16 protein-coding genes, 4 tRNA genes and 1 pseudogene are annotated in these 18307 nt (G+C 65.5%); 14 read left to right on the plus strand and 7 right to left on the minus strand.

The genetic code is table 11. From position 1 onward, the window contains the following. The first annotated feature begins 14 nt into the window (after nucleotides 1-14). From QUG03_RS14085 to QUG03_RS14100, 4 genes are read left to right on the plus strand one after another with little or no spacing between them, the layout of a single operon-like run. A complete protein-coding gene (locus QUG03_RS14085) occupies nucleotides 15-1982 on the plus strand; it encodes an acetyl/propionyl/methylcrotonyl-CoA carboxylase subunit alpha (protein WP_500820274.1) in 1968 nt (655 codons plus the stop codon). 5 nt (nucleotides 1983-1987) lie between these two features. Beyond that, the gene (locus QUG03_RS14090) at nucleotides 1988-2500 is read left to right on the plus strand and encodes a GyrI-like domain-containing protein (protein ID WP_500820275.1); all 513 of its coding nucleotides are present in this window, start codon (nucleotides 1988-1990) and stop codon (nucleotides 2498-2500) included. Between the two features lie 12 nt (nucleotides 2501-2512). Next, the gene (locus QUG03_RS14095) at nucleotides 2513-3424 is read left to right on the plus strand and encodes a hydroxymethylglutaryl-CoA lyase (protein ID WP_253315254.1); all 912 of its coding nucleotides are present in this window, start codon (nucleotides 2513-2515) and stop codon (nucleotides 3422-3424) included. A gap of 53 nt (nucleotides 3425-3477) precedes the next feature. Then, a complete protein-coding gene (locus QUG03_RS14100; protein WP_500820276.1) occupies nucleotides 3478-5436 on the plus strand; it encodes an acetoacetate--CoA ligase in 1959 nt (652 codons plus the stop codon). Nucleotides 5437-5567: 131 nt separating this feature from the next. Here the strand turns inward: QUG03_RS14100 and QUG03_RS14105 are convergent, their stop codons facing one another. From QUG03_RS14105 to cysS, 4 genes are all read right to left on the minus strand, one after another. Continuing rightward, nucleotides 5568-7223 (minus strand): ArnT family glycosyltransferase, encoded by a 1656-nt coding sequence (locus tag QUG03_RS14105; protein WP_474455917.1) that lies wholly within the window; start codon nucleotides 7221-7223, stop codon nucleotides 5568-5570. A 109-nt stretch (nucleotides 7224-7332) separates the two neighbouring features. After that, nucleotides 7333-8259: a hypothetical protein gene (locus QUG03_RS14110; protein WP_500820277.1), complete on the minus strand. Its 927-nt coding sequence runs from the start codon at nucleotides 8257-8259 to the stop codon at nucleotides 7333-7335. Between the two features lie 134 nt (nucleotides 8260-8393). Continuing rightward, the gene (gene rpmE, locus QUG03_RS14115; RefSeq protein WP_043593861.1) at nucleotides 8394-8609 is read right to left on the minus strand and encodes a 50S ribosomal protein L31; all 216 of its coding nucleotides are present in this window, start codon (nucleotides 8607-8609) and stop codon (nucleotides 8394-8396) included. Nucleotides 8610-8722: 113 nt separating this feature from the next. Further along, nucleotides 8723-10096, minus strand: coding sequence for a cysteine--tRNA ligase (gene cysS / locus QUG03_RS14120; RefSeq protein WP_500820278.1), 1374 nt, complete (start codon nucleotides 10094-10096; stop codon nucleotides 8723-8725). A 153-nt stretch (nucleotides 10097-10249) separates the two neighbouring features. On the opposite strand from cysS, the gene QUG03_RS14125 reads away from it, so the two are divergent. The 3 genes from QUG03_RS14125 to QUG03_RS14135 all read left to right on the plus strand — a co-directional run bounded on the left by QUG03_RS14125 (nucleotide 10250) and on the right by QUG03_RS14135 (nucleotide 12411). Next, a complete protein-coding gene (locus tag QUG03_RS14125) occupies nucleotides 10250-10867 on the plus strand; it encodes a UPF0149 family protein (RefSeq protein ID WP_107799964.1) in 618 nt (205 codons plus the stop codon). Between the two features lie 77 nt (nucleotides 10868-10944). After that, on the plus strand, nucleotides 10945-11766 hold the full coding sequence (locus QUG03_RS14130) for an undecaprenyl-diphosphate phosphatase (RefSeq protein WP_500820279.1): 822 nt from the start codon (nucleotides 10945-10947) through the stop codon (nucleotides 11764-11766). A gap of 174 nt (nucleotides 11767-11940) precedes the next feature. Further along, entirely contained in the window at nucleotides 11941-12411 is a 471-nt protein-coding gene (locus tag QUG03_RS14135) for an NUDIX hydrolase (RefSeq protein WP_048414591.1), read from the plus strand. 79 nt (nucleotides 12412-12490) lie between these two features. On the opposite strand, the gene QUG03_RS14140 is transcribed toward QUG03_RS14135, so the two are convergent. From QUG03_RS14140 to folD, 3 genes are all read right to left on the minus strand, one after another. Next, nucleotides 12491-13072, minus strand: coding sequence for a hypothetical protein (locus QUG03_RS14140; RefSeq protein ID WP_107799966.1), 582 nt, complete (start codon nucleotides 13070-13072; stop codon nucleotides 12491-12493). A gap of 8 nt (nucleotides 13073-13080) precedes the next feature. After that, nucleotides 13081-13944 (minus strand): formyltetrahydrofolate deformylase, encoded by an 864-nt coding sequence (gene purU, locus QUG03_RS14145; RefSeq protein WP_048410466.1) that lies wholly within the window; start codon nucleotides 13942-13944, stop codon nucleotides 13081-13083. Between the two features lie 162 nt (nucleotides 13945-14106). Then, nucleotides 14107-14958, minus strand: a complete 852-nt coding sequence (gene folD / locus QUG03_RS14150; RefSeq protein ID WP_253315249.1) for a bifunctional methylenetetrahydrofolate dehydrogenase/methenyltetrahydrofolate cyclohydrolase FolD — start codon at nucleotides 14956-14958, stop codon at nucleotides 14107-14109. 229 nt (nucleotides 14959-15187) lie between these two features. On the opposite strand from folD, the gene QUG03_RS14155 reads away from it, so the two are divergent. The 7 genes and pseudogenes from QUG03_RS14155 (at nucleotide 15188) to QUG03_RS14185 (ending at nucleotide 18295) form a co-directional block, all read left to right on the plus strand. After that, nucleotides 15188-15264, plus strand: a tRNA-Pro gene (locus QUG03_RS14155). Between the two features lie 23 nt (nucleotides 15265-15287). Further along, nucleotides 15288-15364: transfer RNA gene (locus tag QUG03_RS14160), tRNA-Arg, on the plus strand. 36 nt (nucleotides 15365-15400) lie between these two features. Next, a tRNA-His gene (locus tag QUG03_RS14165) sits at nucleotides 15401-15476 on the plus strand. 48 nt (nucleotides 15477-15524) lie between these two features. Then, nucleotides 15525-15600 (plus strand) — tRNA-His (locus tag QUG03_RS14170). A gap of 154 nt (nucleotides 15601-15754) precedes the next feature. Then, nucleotides 15755-16429 (plus strand): annotated as a pseudogene (locus tag QUG03_RS14175) (GntR family transcriptional regulator). 130 nt (nucleotides 16430-16559) lie between these two features. After that, a complete protein-coding gene (locus QUG03_RS14180) occupies nucleotides 16560-17408 on the plus strand; it encodes a pirin family protein (RefSeq protein WP_488906700.1) in 849 nt (282 codons plus the stop codon). A gap of 26 nt (nucleotides 17409-17434) precedes the next feature. After that, complete coding sequence (locus tag QUG03_RS14185; RefSeq protein ID WP_500820280.1) at nucleotides 17435-18295, plus strand: pirin family protein; 861 nt, start codon at nucleotides 17435-17437, stop codon at nucleotides 18293-18295. Nucleotides 18296-18307: the final 12 nt, after the last annotated feature.

Genomic DNA, 18307 nt, shown 5'->3' on the forward strand with positions numbered 1-18307 from the left:
ACAAGGGACGGACCATGTTCAATAAAATACTCATCGCCAACCGCGGCGAGATCGCCTGCCGCGTGATCAAGACCGCGCGCGCGCTCGGCATCGCCACCGTCGCCGTCCATTCCGACGCCGACGCCGACGCCCGCTTCGTCAAGCTGGCCGACGAGGCCTACCGGCTGGGGCCGGCCCCGGCGGCGGAATCCTATCTGCGCGGGGACTTGATCCTGGACATCGCCCGCCGCAGCGGCGCGCAAGCCATCCACCCCGGCTACGGCTTTCTGTCCGAAAACGAGGACTTCGCCGCCGCCTGCGAGGCCGCCGGCATCGCCTTCATCGGCCCGCCCGCCTCCGCCATCGCCGCGATGGGCAGCAAATCCGCGGCCAAGGCGCTGATGGAGCAAGCCCGGGTGCCGCTGGTGCCCGGCTATCACGGCGAGCGCCAGGAGCCGGACTTCCTGCGCGGCCAGGCGGACGCCATCGGCTACCCGGTGCTGATCAAGGCCAGCGCCGGCGGCGGCGGCAAGGGCATGCGCATCGTGGAAGCTTCCGCGGACTTCGAAGCGGCGTTGGCCTCCTGCCAGCGCGAGGCGCGCGCCAGCTTCGGCGACGACAAGGTGCTGGTGGAGAAATACCTGCCGCGCTCGCGCCATGTGGAAATCCAGGTGTTCGCCGACCGTCACGGCCAATGCGTGTATCTGTTCGAGCGCGATTGCTCGGTGCAGCGCCGCCACCAGAAAGTGTTGGAGGAAGCGCCGGCGCCGGACTTGCCGCCGGCCACCCGCGAAGCGATGGGCGCGGCCGCCTGCGCCGCCGCCCGCGCGGTGGGCTATGTCGGCGCCGGCACCGTGGAATTCATCATGGAAGTGCTGGCCGACGGCAGCCCCGGCCGCTTCTTCTTCATGGAAATGAACACCCGGCTGCAAGTGGAGCACCCGGTCACCGAGATGATCACCGGCCAGGATCTGGTGGCCTGGCAGTTGGCCGTCGCCAGCGGCCAGCCGCTGCCGCTGGCCCAGGAGCAGCTCAGCATCAGCGGCCACGCCATCGAGGCGCGCATTTACGCCGAAGACCCGGACAAGGGCTTCCTGCCCGCCACCGGCACCCTCTACCACCTGCGCGCGCCGGCGGAATCCGCCGTCGTGCGCATCGACACCGGCGTCGTCGCCGGCGACAGCATCTCGCCCTTCTACGACCCGATGATCGCCAAGCTGATTGTCTGGGGCGAGGACCGCCGCCAGGCGCTGCAACGGCTGGACGCGGCGCTGGCCGATTACCAGGTGGCCGGCGTCACCACCAACATCCCCTTCCTGCGCCGCATCGTGCAGCACGCCAGCTTCGCCGGCGGCCAGGTGGATACCGGCCTGATCGCCCGTCACCACGACGCGCTGCTGCCGCCGCCCGCCGCGCCGGACGCGGAGCAATTGGCGCTGCTGGCGCTGGCCGAGGCGCTGGCCGCGCCCGGCGGCTTCCCGGTGGCCGCCGGCTGGCGGCTCAACGGCGCGCTTAGCCGCAAGCTCGTGTTCCTCATCGCCGGCCAGGACTATCCGGTGACGCTGCGCCATCTGGGCGACGGCTGCGAGATCGCCGCCGCCGGCAGGCTGTTCTCCGCCAGCGGCCGCCTGGACGGCGGAACGCTGCGCGCGCGGCTGGGCGATCAACAACGGGAAGCCGTCGTCGCCCGCAGCGGCCCGCAACGGGTGCTGTTCGCCGCCGGCAGCCGGCTGAAAGCGCAGTGGCTGGACCCGCTGGCGGTGGCCGCCGAGGAGGTTCACGGCGAAACCCATTTGAAAGCGCCGATGCCGGGCCGCATCGTCGCCCTGCTGGCCGCCACCGGCGTCAAACTCAACAAGGGCGACCCGCTGCTGATCCTGGAGGCGATGAAGATGGAGCACACCATCCCCGCGCCGGCGGACGGCGTGGTCAAGGCTTTCTATTTCGGCACCGGCGAGCAGGTCAACGACGGCGACGAGTTGGTCGACTTCGAAGCGGAGTGACACCCATGGACCCCATCATCATCAATCATCCCGGCCTGAATCTGGCCGGCTACAGCATCGCCACCCGGATGGAGAACGGCGACAATCTGCGCCAGATTCCCGAGTTCTGGGGCGAATACGCGGCCACGCTGCGCCAGCCGCTGCTGGCGGCGCTGGGCCGCGCCGACGCCGCGGAATACGGGCTGATCCACGACTTCGACCCGGACAGCGGCCGCTTCGGCTATATGATAGGGATGGAGTGCGCCCAGCCCTTGCCGCTGCCGCCCGGCTGCGCGCAGCGGCGCACGCCGCCGGCCAAGTACGCGGTGTTCACCACCCAGCCGGCCGGCAGCGACGCCGAGTTCGGCCAGGCCATCCAGGCGGCCTGGCGCTACATCATGCAAGACTGGCTGCCGGCCTCCAAGCAATGGGAGCAAGCGCCGCTGGGCTCCTTCGAGCGTTACGACGGCCGCTGCGCGCCGGGGCTGCCGCAACGCCAGATGGACATTTACATCCCGGTGCAGCCGCGCCGCCGCTAACGGAGAGCCGAAGTGCCGCAAGTGAAGATAGTGGAAGTGGGTCCGCGCGACGGGCTTCAAAACGAAAAACAGCCGGTGAGCACCGCCGTCAAGCTGGAGCTGATCCGCCGCCTGGCCGCCAGCGGCCTGCGCACCATAGAAGCCGGCGCCTTCGTCTCGCCCAAATGGGTGCCGCAAATGGCCGGCAGCGCCGAGGTGCTGGCCGGCCTGGACCTGGCCGGGCCGGTGTCCCACCCGGTGCTGGTGCCCAATGAGCAGGGACTGGACGCGGCGCTGGCGGCCGGCGCGCGCGAAATCGCCGTGTTCGGCGCCGCCAGCGAAAGCTTCAGCCAACGCAATATCAACGCCAGCATCGCCGAAAGCCTGCAGCGCTTCGCGCCGGTGATGGCGCGCGCGCAGGCGGCCGGCGTGCCGGTGCGCGGCTATGTGTCCTGCGTGGCGGGCTGTCCCTACGAGGGCCGCATCGCGCCGGCCAAGGTGGCGGAGGTGGCCGCGCGGCTGCTGGACATGGGCTGCTACGAGATTTCTCTGGGCGACACCATAGGCGTGGGCACGCCGTCCAGCGTGCTGGCGATGCTGGAAGCGGTGAGCAAGACTGTGCCAATGTCGCAGCTGGCCGGCCACTTCCACGACACTTACGGCATGGCCATCAGCAATATTCATGCGTGTTTGCGCGCAGGAATGATGACATTCGATTCTTCGGTTGCCGGTCTGGGCGGCTGCCCTTATGCTCAGGGAGCTTCCGGCAACGTCGCCACCGAGGACGTGGTCTATCTGCTGCAGGGCGAAGGCTTCGACACCGGCGTCGACCTGGCCGCGCTGGTGGACACGGCCTGGTTCATCGCCGGCGCGCTGGGCAAGCTGCCGGCCTCCAAGCTGGCGCACGCCGTCGGCGACAAGCGCCGCGCCAGGCCGGAGCAATAACAAGCCGCCGCCCGTCCATGGGCCGGCGCGCGGAGAAAATATCAGGAGAAAGCATGACCCCCGACACGCCCATCTGGACCCCCTCCGCCGGCCGCCTGGCCGGCGCCCACCTGACCGCCTTCGCCAAGCTGGCCGAACTGTCCTACGACCGCAAACTGAACGGCTACGCCGAACTGTGGCGCGCCAGCGTGGCCGACCCGGCGCGCTTCTGGTCCTTGGTCTGGGATTACTGCGGCGTGATCGGCGACAAGGGCGCCACCGCGCTGAGCGACGGCGACAATATGCTGGCCGCCCGCTTCTTCCCAGAGGCGCGGCTGAGCTATGCCGAAAACCTGCTGCGCCGCGACGACGACGGCGACGCGCTGGTGTTCTGGGGCGAGGACAAGCTGCAACGGCGCTGGAGCTGGCGCGAGCTGCGCGCCCAGGTGTCGCTGCTGCAACAAGCGATGCGCGGCGCCGGCATTCAGGCCGGCGACCGCGTGGCGGGCTTCATGCCCAATATGCCGGAAACCATCGCCGCGATGCTGGCCGCCAACAGCCTGGGCGCGGTGTGGACCAGCTGTTCGCCGGACTTCGGCGCGGACGGCGCGGTGGAGCGCTTCGGCCAGACCGAGCCCAAGCTGCTGTTCTGCCCGGACGGTTATTGGTACGCCGGCAAGGCGGTGGACATCCGCGCCAAGATGGCGGCGCTGGCCGAGGCGCTGCCCTCGGTGCGGCAAATCATCGTGGTGCCCTATCTGGGCGAAACCGGCGTGTTCGCGGAAAACGTGCCCAAGGCCATCACCCTGACGGACTTCACCGCCGCGTATCAAGCGCAAGCGCTGAGCTTTGAACGGCGGCCCTTCCGGCACCCGCTGTTCATCCTGTATTCCAGCGGCACCACCGGCAAGCCCAAGTGCATCGTCCACGGCGCCGGCGGCACCTTGCTGCAGCATCTGAAGGAACAGCAGCTGCACGGCGATGTGCACCATGGCGACCGCCTGTTCTACTTCACCACCTGCGGCTGGATGATGTGGAACTGGCTGGTGTCCGGCCTGGCGTCCGGCGCGGCGCTGATGCTGTTCGACGGCTCGCCCTTTGTCGGCGAAGGCCGCACGCTGTGGGACTACGCCGAGCGGCAGCGCTTCACTCACTTCGGCACCTCGGCCAAATACATAGACGGCCTGCGCAAGAGCGGCATCGCGCCGGTCCGGGAATGGAAGCTGGATTCGCTGCGCGCGGTGTTCTCCACCGGTTCGCCGCTGGTGGCGGAAAGCTTTGACTGGGTCTACGCCAACATCAAGGCCGACATCAATCTGGCCTCGGTGTCCGGCGGCACCGACATCGTGTCCTGCTTCGCGCTGGGCTGCGCCAGCCTGCCGGTCTACCGCGGCGAGCTGCAATGCCGCGGCCTGGGCATGGCGGTGGACATCTACAACGAGTACGGCCGGCCGGTGCGCGGCGAAAAAGGCGAGCTGGTGTGCACCCGCCCCTTCCCGTCGATGCCGGTGGGCTTCTGGAACGATCCCGACGGCGGCAAGTACCGCCAGGCCTATTTCGGCCGTTTCGACAATATCTGGTGCCACGGCGACTACGCCGAACTCACCGCCCACGACGGCATGATCATCTACGGCCGTTCCGACGCGGTGCTCAATCCCGGCGGCGTGCGCATCGGCACCGCGGAGATCTATCGCCAGGTGGAGGCTTTCGACGAGGTGCTGGAAAGCATCGCCGTCGGCCAGCAGTGGCAGGACGACGAGCGCGTGCTGCTGTTCGTGCGCCTGCGCGCCGGCGCGCGGCTGGACGAAGACCTGCAGCAGCGGATCAAGGCGCAGATCAAGACCGGCGCCAGCCCCCGCCACGTGCCGGCCAAGATCATCGCCGTCGCCGACATCCCCAAGACCATCAGCGGCAAGATCGTCGAGCTGGCGGTGAAGAACGTGATCCACGGCCAGCCGGTCAGCAACCTCACCGCGCTGGCCAATCCGGAAGCGCTGAAGCTGTTCGAGAACCTGGACGAACTGCAAAGCTGAGCCCATGCGCGGCCCATGAAAAACCCCCGCATTGATTAATGAATGCGGGGGTTTTTAGCCTGCTTAACAAAACCCGGTTTTACCGCTGGGGCAAGGCGCGCCACGCACGTCAGGGGGTTTGCTCGCCGCTCTTATTGCTCATGCGGATGAATGCGCCGCAATAGCGCGAACATCATATTCTGCTCGCGCGGCCGGGAGCCGTACCACAGCACTTCCCAACCCGGCTCGGCGATGCCCTCGTCCTCCGAGCGCACCACCAGCTGGTAGTCGCAGGGCGAGGCGTTGCCCGCCGGATAGGACACCAGGTCCAGGCCGGCGTAATAGCGCCAGCTGATCAGCGCCAGCTGATTGCGGCTCTCGGTCGCCACGCAGGCGGCGTTGGCCGGCAGCGCCTTCATCATCCGCTCCACTACCGGACGGTAGCTCTTGGCGGCGTCGAACCACGGCAGCCACAAGGTCATGCCCAAACCCCACAGCAGGGTCAGGCCCGCCGCCCAGTTGCTGATGGCCTGGCGGCCGCGCAAATGCTTGCGCGTCAGCGCCCACAGCCACACCAGGGTGGCGATCACCGCGCACACCGCGGCCAGGCTGGACACGTGCTCCTGATAATACGGGCTGAAATACTGGGCGCGCCCGGCCAGGCCCCGCGGCCAGCCGAAGTTCATCGCCGCCCAGCCGGCCCACACCAGGATAGCGAAGAAGCCGAAGGTCATCAGGCCGAACCAGTTGAGGAAGGCCGCCGCGCCGCGCTTGAGATTGTCCAGCTCCACCGCCGCCAGCAAGGACAGCGGCAGCAGCAGCGGCATCGCGTAAGTCATATTGGGACGGCTGGACAAGGTCAGCAGGATCAACACCACGGCGAAGAACATCAGCGGCAATTGCAAGCGCGCCTGATCCAGCCGTTCCCGGTTGCGGTACAAGGTCCAGGCGGCCAACGGCCAGGCCGGGAAGGCGAACCACAAGGCGTTCAGGCTGTAGTAGCCGAAGTCGTGGAACAGCTGTACCCGGCCAAAACCGTTGAGCTGGCCCAGCGAGTACTCGTTCCACCACAGATTGAACGCGTCCGGATGGCTCTTGGCCAGCGCCAGCGGCCACACCAGGGAGGTGGGCGCGGCGATCAGCAAGGCCAGCAGCACGGTGATCGCGTATTGCTTGCTGCGCCAGGCGGAGAAGGCCGGCAGCAGCAAGACCACCATCCACAGCAGCAAGAGCTCCATCAGGCTGGCGCTGAGGAAGATGGCCGCGCTGGCCGCGCCCAGCAAGGCGCCGGCCAGACCGGGCGAACGCAGGGTCAGCGACAGCGCGTAGAAGGCGGCGGCGAAGCCAGCGAAACCGGCCACCACCGAGGTCAGCTGATGGCCGGTTTCCACCAGGCCGACGCAGCCTATCAGCACCATCACCACGCTGCGGCCGTGACGACGGCCGATCAGATCGCGGCCGGCCATGCCGGCCAGCAGCAAGGCCAGCGCCATGAACAAGGGCGTGGCCAGCCGCGCGGCGTCGTGCGCCGCCAGCAGCCAGGGAGACAGCAGCTTGACCATGAAGGCCGCCACCCAGTAATACAGCGGCGGGCTATCCAGATAGGGCGCGCCTTGCACCGTGGGCAGCAGCCAGTTGCCGGTGTCCAGCATGCCCTGCACCGCCGCCAGCACGAAGGGCTCGTCCGGCTTCCACGGATCGTGGCCCAAGATGCCCGGCCACAGCCAGACAAAGCACAGCAGCAGCAGAATCCACGGTTTTTCCGTGGGCTTGGCCAGGGTTTGGGATTGTTCCGAATAAGTGAGCATGAGTCTCGTTCAAACAGTTTCAGGGGAGCTCGAAAGATCTACCGCGCGGCCCGAGCGCTGCGGCGCGCCTTGCTCTCGAACCGCTCGCGACGATTGTTCGAGGCCCCTTTCAATCAGCCGACGGCAAAGCGCCGCGCAAGCGAGCGATCAGAATGCGCCAATCCACCTTGCGCTTGGCGATGGAGTTGCGCAACTTGTTGCGGCGGCGCTGGCGCTTGTGATCGGGATCGGCCTGTATCGTCTTCAGCCTCGCCTCGTCCCAGGCGAATTCGCCGCAGTACTGGGACTGGCGCGCCACATCCCAGTCCGGCGCCATGCCGGCGAACACTTCAGCCAGGTAGAGCGGCGCCTCGTAACTGTAGTTCCAGTAATGATGCAGCGCATCCCCCAGCGCCAGCGGCTGACGGCCGTCGCAGGCCACCAGCGACCAGGCCAGCTGCTCTGTCCAGTTGCGCGCTTCCACGCGCGGCAGCAGGAAGTCGTTGATGCGCAAGGCGGTTTCAAAGAAGGGCACCATGCCGGCGGAAGCGCCGACCACGCCGGCGTTCCACATCGCCAGGCCCTGAACGTCGGCCACGCCCATCTTGCGCAGCTCGGCGCCGTGCTTGTCCACCGCGGCCAGATAGTCCGGGAAGAAACCGGGGCCGAACACGCCTTCGTTGACGTGCATGCAGCTGGCGTTGCCTGCTTCCAGCCGGGCGAACAGCTCGTCCGGCACGCGCAGCCAGCGGGTGTCGCAGTCCACGTACAAGACGGCGGTGCCCAGTTCGCGCGCCGCCTTCAGCATCACTTCCAGCTTGATGCGGTGCACATAGTCGAACTGGCCGCGATACGCCTGCAACTGCGCCCGGCTCAGGGTCTCGGTGCGGACCAGGGGATGCGCGGGCACGCTGTCCGGCGCGTCGGTGTACACCATGATCTTCACGTCCTGCCGCTGCTGCTTCAGCAGCAAATTCAACAGGCTCAACACGGAAAAGCGGGTCTGGTCGTAGTATTTCTTGCCGCCGTGGGACAGGTAAACGATGTGGATCGCCATGGCCTCAACCTTGCAGATATAGGTACGCGCGCCGCCGGCCGGAATCTGCCAAACCCTGCCGCCGCCGCGCCGGAATCATAGAAAAAAGGCAGCCTGAGCTGCCTTTTTCTGGGTGTCCAACGTATCCTCGGCGCTTAGCGCTTGAAGAAGCCGCCGAACTTTTGGTTGAACTTGTCAACGCGACCGGCGGTGTCGACGATCTTTTGCTTGCCGGTGTAGAACGGATGGCAGTTGGAGCAAACTTCAATGCCGAACGCGTCCTTGGACATGGTGGACTTGGTCACGAACTGGCTACCGCAGGAGCAGGTAACGGTCAGGTCTTTGTAAGTCGGGTGAATATCGGTTTTCATGTGTCTTCCTTTCAAATCGGGTACAGGGGATTTGCCTGTACTGCTTGCGAAACTATCGATTATCCGCGCTTTGCCGCCGCTTGACAAGTGCCAAATCCACTGTCAACGGCGGCTCAGGCGCGGCGCCAGACCGTGCCCTGGGCGCTGTCTTCCAGCACGATGCCCTTGGCGGTCAACTCATCGCGAATGCGGTCGGACTCCGCCCAGTTCTTGCCGGCGCGCGCATCCTTGCGCGCCTGAATCAAGGCTTCCACCGCCTCGGCCGACAACTCCTCGTCGCCGGCGCCGCCCTTAAGGAAGTCTTCCGGGTCGCGCTGCAGCAGGCCCAGCACGCCGCCCAGATCCTTCAGCAGGCGCGCCTGACGCGGATCGCGGCTCTTGTTGACTTCGCCGGCCAGCTCGAACAACACCGCCACCGCTTCCGAAGAATTGAAGTCGTCGTTCATCGCGGTCTGGAAGCGCGCGGCGAACGGGTCCTTCCAGTCTATGCCGGCGGAGGCCGGCAGCTCCAGGCCGCGCAAGGCGGTATAGAGCCGGGTCAGGCCGTGCTTGGCGTCGACCAGGATGCTGTCGGTGTAGTTCACCGGGCTGCGGTAATGACTGCGCACGATGAAGAAGCGGATCACCTCGCCGTCGAAATGGCCCAGCACGTCGCGGATGGTGAAGAAATTGCCCAGCGATTTGGACATTTTCTCGCCGTCGACATTGATGAAGCCGTTGTGCAGCCAGTAATTAACGTACTGGTGGCCATGGGCGCCCTCGGACTGGGCGATTTCGTTCTCATGGTGCGGGAATTGCAGATCCTCGCCGCCGCCGTGGATGTCGAACTGCTCGCCCAGATGATGACAGCTCATCACCGAGCACTCGATATGCCAGCCCGGACGCCCCGCGCCCCACGGGCTGTCCCAGGACGGCTCGCCCGGCTTGGCCGCTTTCCACAACACGAAGTCCAGCGGATCGCGCTTGTGCGGGTCCACTTCCACCCGTTCGCCGGCGCGCAGCTTGTCCAGGGTGCGGCCGGACAATTTGCCGTAGCCCTCGAACTCGCGCACCGCGTAATACACATCGCCGTTGTCCGCGGCGTAGGCCTTTCCGTTGGCGATCAGCTTTTCGATCATAGCCACCATGCCCGGCACATGCTGGGTGGCGCGCGGCTCGAACGTCGGCGGCAACAGGCTCAGCGCGGCGGCGTCCTGGCGCATGTCGGCGATGGTCTCTTCCACCAACTGCTGCGGCAGAATGCCGCGCTCGGCGGCGCGCTTGATGATCTTGTCCTCGATATCGGTGATATTGCGCACATAGGTGACGTCGTAGCCGGACGCGTCCAGCCAGCGATAGATCACGTCGAAGGCCGCCAACATGCGCGCGTGTCCGATATGACAGAGGTCGTAGACCGTCATGCCGCACACGTACATACACACCTTGCCGGGCTCGATGGGTTTGAACTCTTCTTTCTGGCGGGTCAGGGTGTTATACACGGTCAACATGATGGAAACCTATTGGAGGTTGGGTCAAAAAAGAACGATTGTAACAGAGCCGTCAAGCCCTCCGCATCGTGATTGCGACGCGCCGCGCGGCCGGCGGTGCGCTGGGCCGCCAGATGGCGGATAATGGGCTTTTCTCCCTAGCCCTGGTCCGCCATGAGCCATACCCCGCTTTCCGACGCCGACTACCAACGCCTGGCCGCCACCCTGAACCGCTTCCTGCCGCAGCAAGGCATGAATCTGGAACATCTGGACGGCTTCTTCGCCGCCCTGCTCTGCGGCCCGGAACCGATCAAGCCGACAGAATGCCTGCCCGCCATCATCGGCGACGCCTTCGACGACGATGCCGCCTTTCCCAGCGACAAGGCGCTGGAACAGTTCGCCAAACTGTTGATGGGGCATTGGCTGGACGTCTCCGCCGCGCTGCGCGAGGACGACGCCTTCCAACCCTGGCTGGAAGCGGACGCCGCCGGCGAGATCCGCGGCAACGACTGGGCCGAAGGCTTTTCCGAAGGCATGCAATTGCTGAACGAGGACTGGGGCCTGCTGTTCGACGATCCGGAGCAGGCGCCGCTGCTGGAGCCCATCCTGACCCTGGCTTTCGAGCGCAATCCGGACCCGGAAGTGCAAATGCCCGCGCTGACGCCCGAGCGGCGCCAACAATGCCTGGCCGAGCTGTCCGAATCCGTGCACGGCATCCACCGCTTCTTCTCCGCCATTCGCCGGCGGCTGGAAGAGGAGGAACAAGCGCTGGAACGCCGGCAGCGCAACTGAGCCGGTCAACCGGTCCGCGGCGGCGGCGTTGATAAGCAGGCCGGCGCAAGCCGCCTCCCACCGCCACAGGACCCGCCATGAACCCTATCGAAGCCCTGCTGTTCGCCGTCATACAGGGCGTCAGCGAACTCTTTCCCGTCAGCAGCCTGGGCCACGGCGTGCTGATACCGGACTGGCTGCATTGGTCCATCAACCGCATGAGCCCGGATTTCCTGCCCTTCATGGTGGTGCTGCACCTGGGCACCGCCGCCGCGCTGCTGCTGTACTTCCGCCGCGACTGGCTACAACTGATAGGCGGCTTCCTCAAGGCCGGCGGCAAGGCCTCCAATCCGGACGCCCGGCTGATGTGGCTGCTGATCGCCGGCACCATCCCCGCCGGCTTGCTGGGCCTGCTGCTGGAAAAACAGCTGCGCGCGCTGTTCACCAGCACCACCGCGGTGCTGATCTTCCTCAGCCTGAACGGCTTGCTCCTGCTGTGGGGCGACCGCCTGAAACGGAAGCAAGCCCATCTGGACCTGGAGCGGCTCAGCTTCTCCGGCGCGATCAAGATAGGCGCGGGCCAGGCCCTGGCCCTGCTGCCCGGCTTCTCCCGCTCCGGCGCCACCCTGGTGACCGGCCTCGCCCACGGCCTGGACTACGCCTCGTCCGCGCGCTTCTCCTTCCTGCTGGCCACCCCCATCATCGCCGCCGCCGGCGTGCTGGAAGTGCCCAAGCTGGCGCACAGCCAGGTTTCCGCAGGAATGCTGCTGGCCTGCGGCCTGCTGTCCGGCGCCTGCGCTTACGCCAGCACCGCCTTCCTGATGCGCTACTTCAAGAAAAGCGAAATCGAGTCGCTGCGCCCGTTTGGCTACTACTGCCTGCTGGTGGGTCTGGGCGGTTTATTGGCCAAACTGCTTTGAGCGCGGAAACCGCATGGTTTCAATTTGAATGGCTGAACGATTTATCTCATTCAAATCAGATATATGAGTAAATTTTGAGCACAGCTTATTGGACTGATCGGTCTAGTGCTTTAGAATGGAAAAATAATATCCAGGGCCACTCTCGCCGGTGGCCCTAACTAATTTTTTTGAAGAATGAGTGTTTTGGAAGAAAAAAGAAACGAGCGCCTGCCGGCTGACCTGGCCAGGCGCGCAACCGCTATTATCGAACTGCCCGACGGCGTGCTGGTCACCGCGGCCAAAGGCGGCCGCTACAATCTTCCCGGCGGCAAGGCCGCCCGCGGCGAACTGCGTTCCCAGGCGCTGATCCGCGAAGTGCGGGAAGAAACCGGCTTGCGCATCAACTCCATGCTGTATCTGTTCGATCACATCACCCCGTTCAACGCGCACAAGGTCTACCTGTGCATCGCGCAGGGCCAGCCGCGCCCGCAGGGGGAAATCGAACGCATCGCCTTGGTGTCCTCGCCGGACACCGACATGGACCTGTTCATAGAGGGCCGCGCCATCCTGCGCCGCTACGCGCGGCTGCGCGGCGAAGTCACCGCCAAGGGCGACGCGCTGCGCGCGCTGCTGGGCCTGGCCCGCTACATCGCCAAGGTGGATTGAGCGCGCCGGCCCGTTCACGCGCCCTCCATGCAAAACAGGACATGCCTTGGCATGTCCTGTTCTTTTTTCAGCCTGCGGCTCAGATGCCGCTTGCGGGCGCCGAGCTCTCCGCTCCACGCGCGGCGTCGGCCACGCCGGCGGGCAAATCCACCCAGCCCGCCGCCGAACCCAGCGACAAGGCCCCGGCCAGCAAGACCATGGCCACCGGCGCGAACAACAACACCCCCAGCGCCACCCGCAGCCGGTGAATGCCCGACACCACGGCCAGCGCGTTGACCAACACCAGAATGCCGAAGATGGACAACACCCCGTTGACCGCCAGCGCCGCGTCGTCCGGCAGCCAGCTGGTCAGCGGTTCCACGAACTGCAGGCCGCTGGCCACCGCCACCAGGCCGAACAGCGAACCATGGCCGTCCCACTTGGCAAAACGCAGCCATAGGCCGATGAAGCCGGCGAAACACAGGGTTTCCGCCAGCGTGAACAACACCATGAACAGCATGCGGCCGGTCAGGTTGTTGCCCAGCTCAGCGGTGTCGGCGCTGGCCACCAGGCCCAGCGCGATCAGGAACAACAGGGTCTGCCAGCGCGGATACTGATACTCGCCCAGGGGCTTGACCCGGAAGCGCAGCAAATCCACCACATCGTCAATCAGCAGGCGCATGTCCGCTCTCAGTCAAAGACTACCGTCTTGTTGTTATAGGACAGCACGCGGTTGTCCATATGCCAGCGCACGGCGCGCGACAACACCACTTTTTCCAGGTCGCGGCCTTTCTGGATCAGGTCGTCCACTTCGTCGCGGTGAGAAATGCGGGTGACTTCCTGCTCGATGATCGGGCCCTCGTCCAGATCCTCGGTCACGTAGTGGCTGGTGGCGCCGATCAGCTTCACCCCGCGCGCAAACGCGCGGTGATAAGGCTTGGCGCCGTCGAATGCCGGCAGGAAGCTGTGATGGATGTTGATCACCCGGTCCGGATAGCGCTCGACGAAACCCTGGGACAGGATCTGCATATAGCGGGCCAGCACGATGAAGTCCACGCCGGCCTCTTCCAGCAGGCGGAACTGCTCGGCCTCGGCCTCTTCCTTATTGTCCTTGGTGACCTTGATCACATGGAAGGGAATGCCGTTGAATTCCACCAGCCGGCGGCAGGTTTCGTGATTGGAAATCACCAGCGGGATCTCGCAGTCCAGCTCGCCGATGCGCCAGCGGTGCATCAGGTCCACCAGGCAGTGCTCGTACTGGGATACGAAGATGGCCATCCGCGGCTTGCGGGTGGACAGCGACACCTTCCAGTTCATCGCGTGTTCGTCGGCAATCGGCTGGAAGGCGGCGGCGAAGTTCTCCATCGGCAGGGTGAAGCCGTCCACATCCCACTGCACCCGCATCAGGAACAGGTTTTCGCTGGTGTCCTGATGCTGGTCCGCGTGCATGATGTTGGCGTTGTAGGTCATCAGGAAGTTGGCGATGGCCGCCACCAGGCCCTTCTTGTCCGGCGCGCTGATCAACAGCGTGGCCGATTGCTTGTCTTGACTCATGATCGGATTTGCTTACTGCTAACTAAAACCGTCGATTTTACGATAGCCGGGCCGCCAGCGTCTCGCTTTGTTTGCAAGCGCCGGCCCTATCGCGCGCCGATAAAACAAAAACGCCGCCGCAGCGGAAGCGGCGATGGCGTTTTGGGCTGAACGGCGCGCCGTTCAAGCGTGCATATTGGCGGAATCCAGAGTGTTCTGCAGCAAGGTGGCCACCGTCATCGGGCCGACGCCGCCCGGCACCGGGGTGATGAAGCCGGCGCGCTCGGCCGCCGCGGCGAACGCCACGTCGCCGCACAGCTTGCCGCTGTCCAGACGGTTGATGCCCACGTCGATCACCACCGCGCCCGGCTTGATCCACTCGCCCTTGACGAAGTTGGGGATGCCCACCGCGGCCACCACGATGTCGGCGGCGGCCACTTCGGCGGCCAGATCGGCGGTGGCGCTGTGGCACACCGTCACCGTGGCGCGCGCCAGCAGCATTTCCAGCGCCTGCGGACGGCCGACGATATTGGACGCGCCGACGATCACCGCTTTCTTGCCCTTGGGATCGATGCCGTATTCTTCCAGCAGCGTCATCACGCCGCGCGGGGTGCAGGGACGCAGCAACGGCATCTTGATCGCCAGCCGGCCCATATTATAGGGATGGAAGCCGTCGACATCCTTTTTCGGGTCGATGCGCTCGATCACCGCCTGCGGGTCGATCTGCTTGGGCAGCGGCAGCTGCACCAGGATGCCGTCCACCTCCGCGTCCGCGTTCAAGCGGTCGATGATGTCCAGCAGCGCCTGTTGGCTGGTATCGGCCGGCAGATCATAGGCCAGCGAACGGATGCCGGCTTTCTCGCAGGAGCGCTTCTTGCTGCCCACGTAGACCGCGGACGCCGGGTCCTCGCCCACCAGGATCACCGCCAACGCCGGGGCGCGCTTGCCCGCGGCCAGGCGCGCCTGCACGCCCTCGCCCACCTTGGCGATCAGTTTTTCCGCTACCGCTTTGCCGTCAATCAGTTGTGCTGCCATGGGCCGGTTCCATAATAGAGGCTGAAAAAGAAGGCGCATATTCTCGCATTTTTCGGCGGCCTCCGAAATGCCGCTGCGCAACAAAACTTACTTAAGATCAAGATAAATAAAGGGAAGTGCCGCCCAGCCCGCCGCCCGGCCAATATCGCGCCCCTGGCCGGCCGCAATTTAATTACAAACAGGTGTTGACAGCCCAAATCGCCATCCGTATAGTTGCGGTCTCTGTCGTCGGGGCGTAGCGCAGCCTGGTAGCGCACCTGATTTGGGATCAGGGGGTCGCGAGTTCGAATCCCGCCGCCCCGACCAGCAGTAAGGCGAAGCCCGACCGAGCGCCCGTAGCTCAACCGGATAGAGCACCGGCCTTCTAAGCCGGGGGTTACAGGTTCGAGTCCTGTCGGGCGCGCCAAGTAATTGTGGTACAATGCAGTGCTTGTTTTCAGTGGTGGATGTAGCTCAGTTGGTAGAGTCCAGGATTGTGATTCCTGTTGTCGTGGGTTCGAGCCCCATCATCCACCCCACCCTATTTAAAGTTGCCGCCTCATGGCGTCGGCTCACCGCTTTCGGCGGTGGATGTAGCTCAGTTGGTAGAGTCCAGGATTGTGATTCCTGTTGTCGTGGGTTCGAGCCCCATCATCCACCCCAAATCTTAAAAAAACCCGGCCAAATGCCGGGTTTTTTCATTTTAGCGACTCATAAGGTCAGTTTTGGGCCTTGTCTGACAGTTCAAGCTCCGTATAATCGAATACATTTGCATGACACCGCTTGACTGACGACGACACCCACCACCATGACCACCATGCAGCCGATCAAGCGCCAGACGCTCACCAGTGCCGTAACCGAATCCCTGCGCCAGCGCATTCTCTCCGGAGAGTTCGCCGATGGCCAACAACTGCGCCAAGAGGCGCTGTCCAATGAATACGGCGTCAGCCGGGTGCCGGTGCGCGAGGCGCTGCGCCAGCTGGAAGCCGAAGGCCTGATCCAGATCATCGACCACAAGGGCGCGCTGGTGTCCAAGCTGTCGCTGGAAGACGTGCTGGAGCTGCTGGAAATCCGCGCGATGCTGGAAGGTTCGGTGCTCAAAGCCGCCATCCCCTGTCACACCAAGGCCGATCACGATCTGGCCCAGCAAACCCTGCGCGAATTCGAACAAGCGCTGCGCAACAACGACGTGCGCCACTGGGGGGAATTGAACTCCCGCTTCCACCTGGCCTTGTAGCGCGCCGCCAAGCGGCCCAACACGCTGGCGCTGATCGAGCAGCTGCACAACAAGACCGACCGCTACACCCGGATGCAGATCCTGTTCACCCGCACCATGGAGCGGGCGCACGAGGAGCACAGCAAGCTGCTGGAGCTGTCCCGCCAGGGCAAGGCCGACGAGGCGGCGGAATTCATCCGCTTCCACATCCTGTCCGCCGGCCACGCGCTGGAAGACTATCTGCGCGGACAGAGCCAGCAAGCCGCCCTGAGTTGAGGCCGCTGCGCGTTCAGATTTTTTGAATCTGACGCGCAATTCTTTGCGCTATCAAGCGCGTCGGCGGCGCGCAATAATCCGGCCATGTAAACCGCCGGACGCCAGTCCGGCCCCACAGGGAGACATGGCCATGCAACACCCATTCATCAGCCGGGAAGCGGAAGGCCTGGTCAACGGCCAGGCGGTGTCGGACGGCGCAGGCGTGCGCCTGCTGCGCGTGCTCGGCTCCGATCTGCAAAGGCGGCTGGACCCTTTCCTGATGCTGGACGAATTCCGTTCCGACAATCCCGACGACTACATCGCCGGCTTTCCCAGCCATCCGCACCGCGGCTTCGAAACCATCACCTATATGCTGGCCGGCCGCATGCGCCACCGCGACAATACCGGCAACGAAGGCCTGCTCGGCCCCGGCGGCGTGCAATGGATGACCGCCGGCCGCGGCATCGTGCATTCCGAACTGCCGGAACAAGAGGATGGCCTGATGCACGGCTTCCAGCTGTGGCTGAACCTGCCGGCGGAGCGCAAGCTGTGCGCGCCGTGGTATCGCGACATCCCCGCCGCCGAGATTCCGTCTGCGCCGGCCCAAGGCGAGGCGCGACTGATCGCCGGCCACTGGCGCGGCCAGGCCGGCGCGGTGGAACGCGAAGCCACCGAACCGCTGTACCTGGACCTGCGGCTGGACGCCGGCAGCGAAGAGACGCTGGAAATCCCCGCCGGCCACAACGCCTTCCTCTATGTTTATCAGGGCGAGATCGCCGTCGGCGCGCAACAGCGCGGCGTCAAGGCAAGGCAGATGGCGGTACTGGACAACCGCGCCGACAGCGACGGCGTCAGCCTCCGCGCCGCGGCCGACAGCCGCTTGCTGCTGATTGCCGGCAAGCCCCTGGGCGAACCCATCGCGCAATGGGGCCCCTTCGTGATGAATACGCGCGAACAAGTGGAAGAAGCGATAGCCGATTTTCGGGACGGCCGCTTCTGACCCTCAAACCCTAAGCTGGAGCCGCCATGCCGCTGCTTACCCAAACCATCGCCAGCCTGGACCGCGACATCGGCTTTCCGGTGCGCCGGCTGTTGCCCACCCGCCAGGCGCGCCGCGTCGGCCCCTTCGTGTTTCTCGATCACATGGGCCCGGCCCGTTTCGCCGCCGAAGGCAGCGCCGGCGATGTGCGGCCGCATCCGCACATCGGCCTGGCCACCGTCACCTATCTGTTCTCCGGCGCGATGATGCATCGCGACAGCCTGGGCACGGTGCAGCGCATCGCGCCCGGCGCGGTCAACCTGATGACCGCCGGCAGCGGCATCACCCACTCCGAGCGGGTGCCGGCCGACATTCGCCAGCAAGGCGTGGCGGTGGAAGGCATGCAGCTGTGGCTGGCGCTGCCGGATGAACTGGAGGAATGCGCGCCGGCCTTCGCGCATTACCCGGCCGAGGACTTGCCCCACTGGAACCAGGACGGAGTGGAACTGAACCTGCTGATGGGCGAAGGCTGGAGCCGTCGCTCGCCGGTCGCCTATCCGCTGCCGGTGTTCTACGCCAGCGCCGCCATGCCGGCCGGCGCGCGCTTGGCGCTGCCGGAAGGCGTGGACGAACTGGCCGCCTATGTCGCCGCCGGCGAACTGGACGTGGACGGCGCCGCGCTGAACGCCAACGAATTGGGCCTGCTGCGAACCGGCCAGGGCGGCGAACTGATCGCGCGGCGCGACAGCCGGGTGATGCTGCTGGGCGGCACGCCGCCGGCCAGCCCGCGCTATCTGGACTGGAACTTCGTGTCCAGCCGCCGCGAGCGGCTGGCCCAGGCGCGCGCGGACTGGATCGCCCAGCGTTTCCCGATGGTGCCGGGCGAGACCGAGTTCATTCCCCTGTAATAACAGCCACTC

The sequence above is a fragment of the Chromobacterium sp. CCUG 30098 genome, assembly GCF_059916605.1.

Bases quoted from the DNA above. Each gene is read 5' to 3' on its own strand.
- rpmE (WP_043593861.1), bottom strand. From the start codon at position 8,609: ATGAAAACCGATATTCACCCGACTTACAAAGACCTGACCGTTACCTGC.
- purU (WP_048410466.1), bottom strand. From the start codon at position 13,944: ATGAGTCAAGACAAGCAATCGGCCACGCTGTTGATCAGCGCGCCGGAC.
- folD (WP_253315249.1), bottom strand. From the start codon at position 14,958: ATGGCAGCACAACTGATTGACGGCAAAGCGGTAGCGGAAAAACTGATC.
- QUG03_RS14110 (WP_500820277.1), bottom strand. From the start codon at position 8,259: ATGGCGATCCACATCGTTTACCTGTCCCACGGCGGCAAGAAATACTAC.
- QUG03_RS14135 (WP_048414591.1), top strand. From the start codon at position 11,941: ATGAGTGTTTTGGAAGAAAAAAGAAACGAGCGCCTGCCGGCTGACCTG.
- QUG03_RS14185 (WP_500820280.1), top strand. From the start codon at position 17,435: ATGCCGCTGCTTACCCAAACCATCGCCAGCCTGGACCGCGACATCGGC.
- QUG03_RS14130 (WP_500820279.1), top strand. From the start codon at position 10,945: ATGAACCCTATCGAAGCCCTGCTGTTCGCCGTCATACAGGGCGTCAGC.
- QUG03_RS14090 (WP_500820275.1), top strand. From the start codon at position 1,988: ATGGACCCCATCATCATCAATCATCCCGGCCTGAATCTGGCCGGCTAC.
- QUG03_RS14105 (WP_474455917.1), bottom strand. From the start codon at position 7,223: ATGCTCACTTATTCGGAACAATCCCAAACCCTGGCCAAGCCCACGGAA.
- QUG03_RS14180 (WP_488906700.1), top strand. From the start codon at position 16,560: ATGCAACACCCATTCATCAGCCGGGAAGCGGAAGGCCTGGTCAACGGC.
- cysS (WP_500820278.1), bottom strand. From the start codon at position 10,096: ATGTTGACCGTGTATAACACCCTGACCCGCCAGAAAGAAGAGTTCAAA.
- QUG03_RS14140 (WP_107799966.1), bottom strand. From the start codon at position 13,072: ATGCGCCTGCTGATTGACGATGTGGTGGATTTGCTGCGCTTCCGGGTC.
- QUG03_RS14100 (WP_500820276.1), top strand. From the start codon at position 3,478: ATGACCCCCGACACGCCCATCTGGACCCCCTCCGCCGGCCGCCTGGCC.
- QUG03_RS14085 (WP_500820274.1), top strand. From the start codon at position 15: ATGTTCAATAAAATACTCATCGCCAACCGCGGCGAGATCGCCTGCCGC.
- QUG03_RS14125 (WP_107799964.1), top strand. From the start codon at position 10,250: ATGAGCCATACCCCGCTTTCCGACGCCGACTACCAACGCCTGGCCGCC.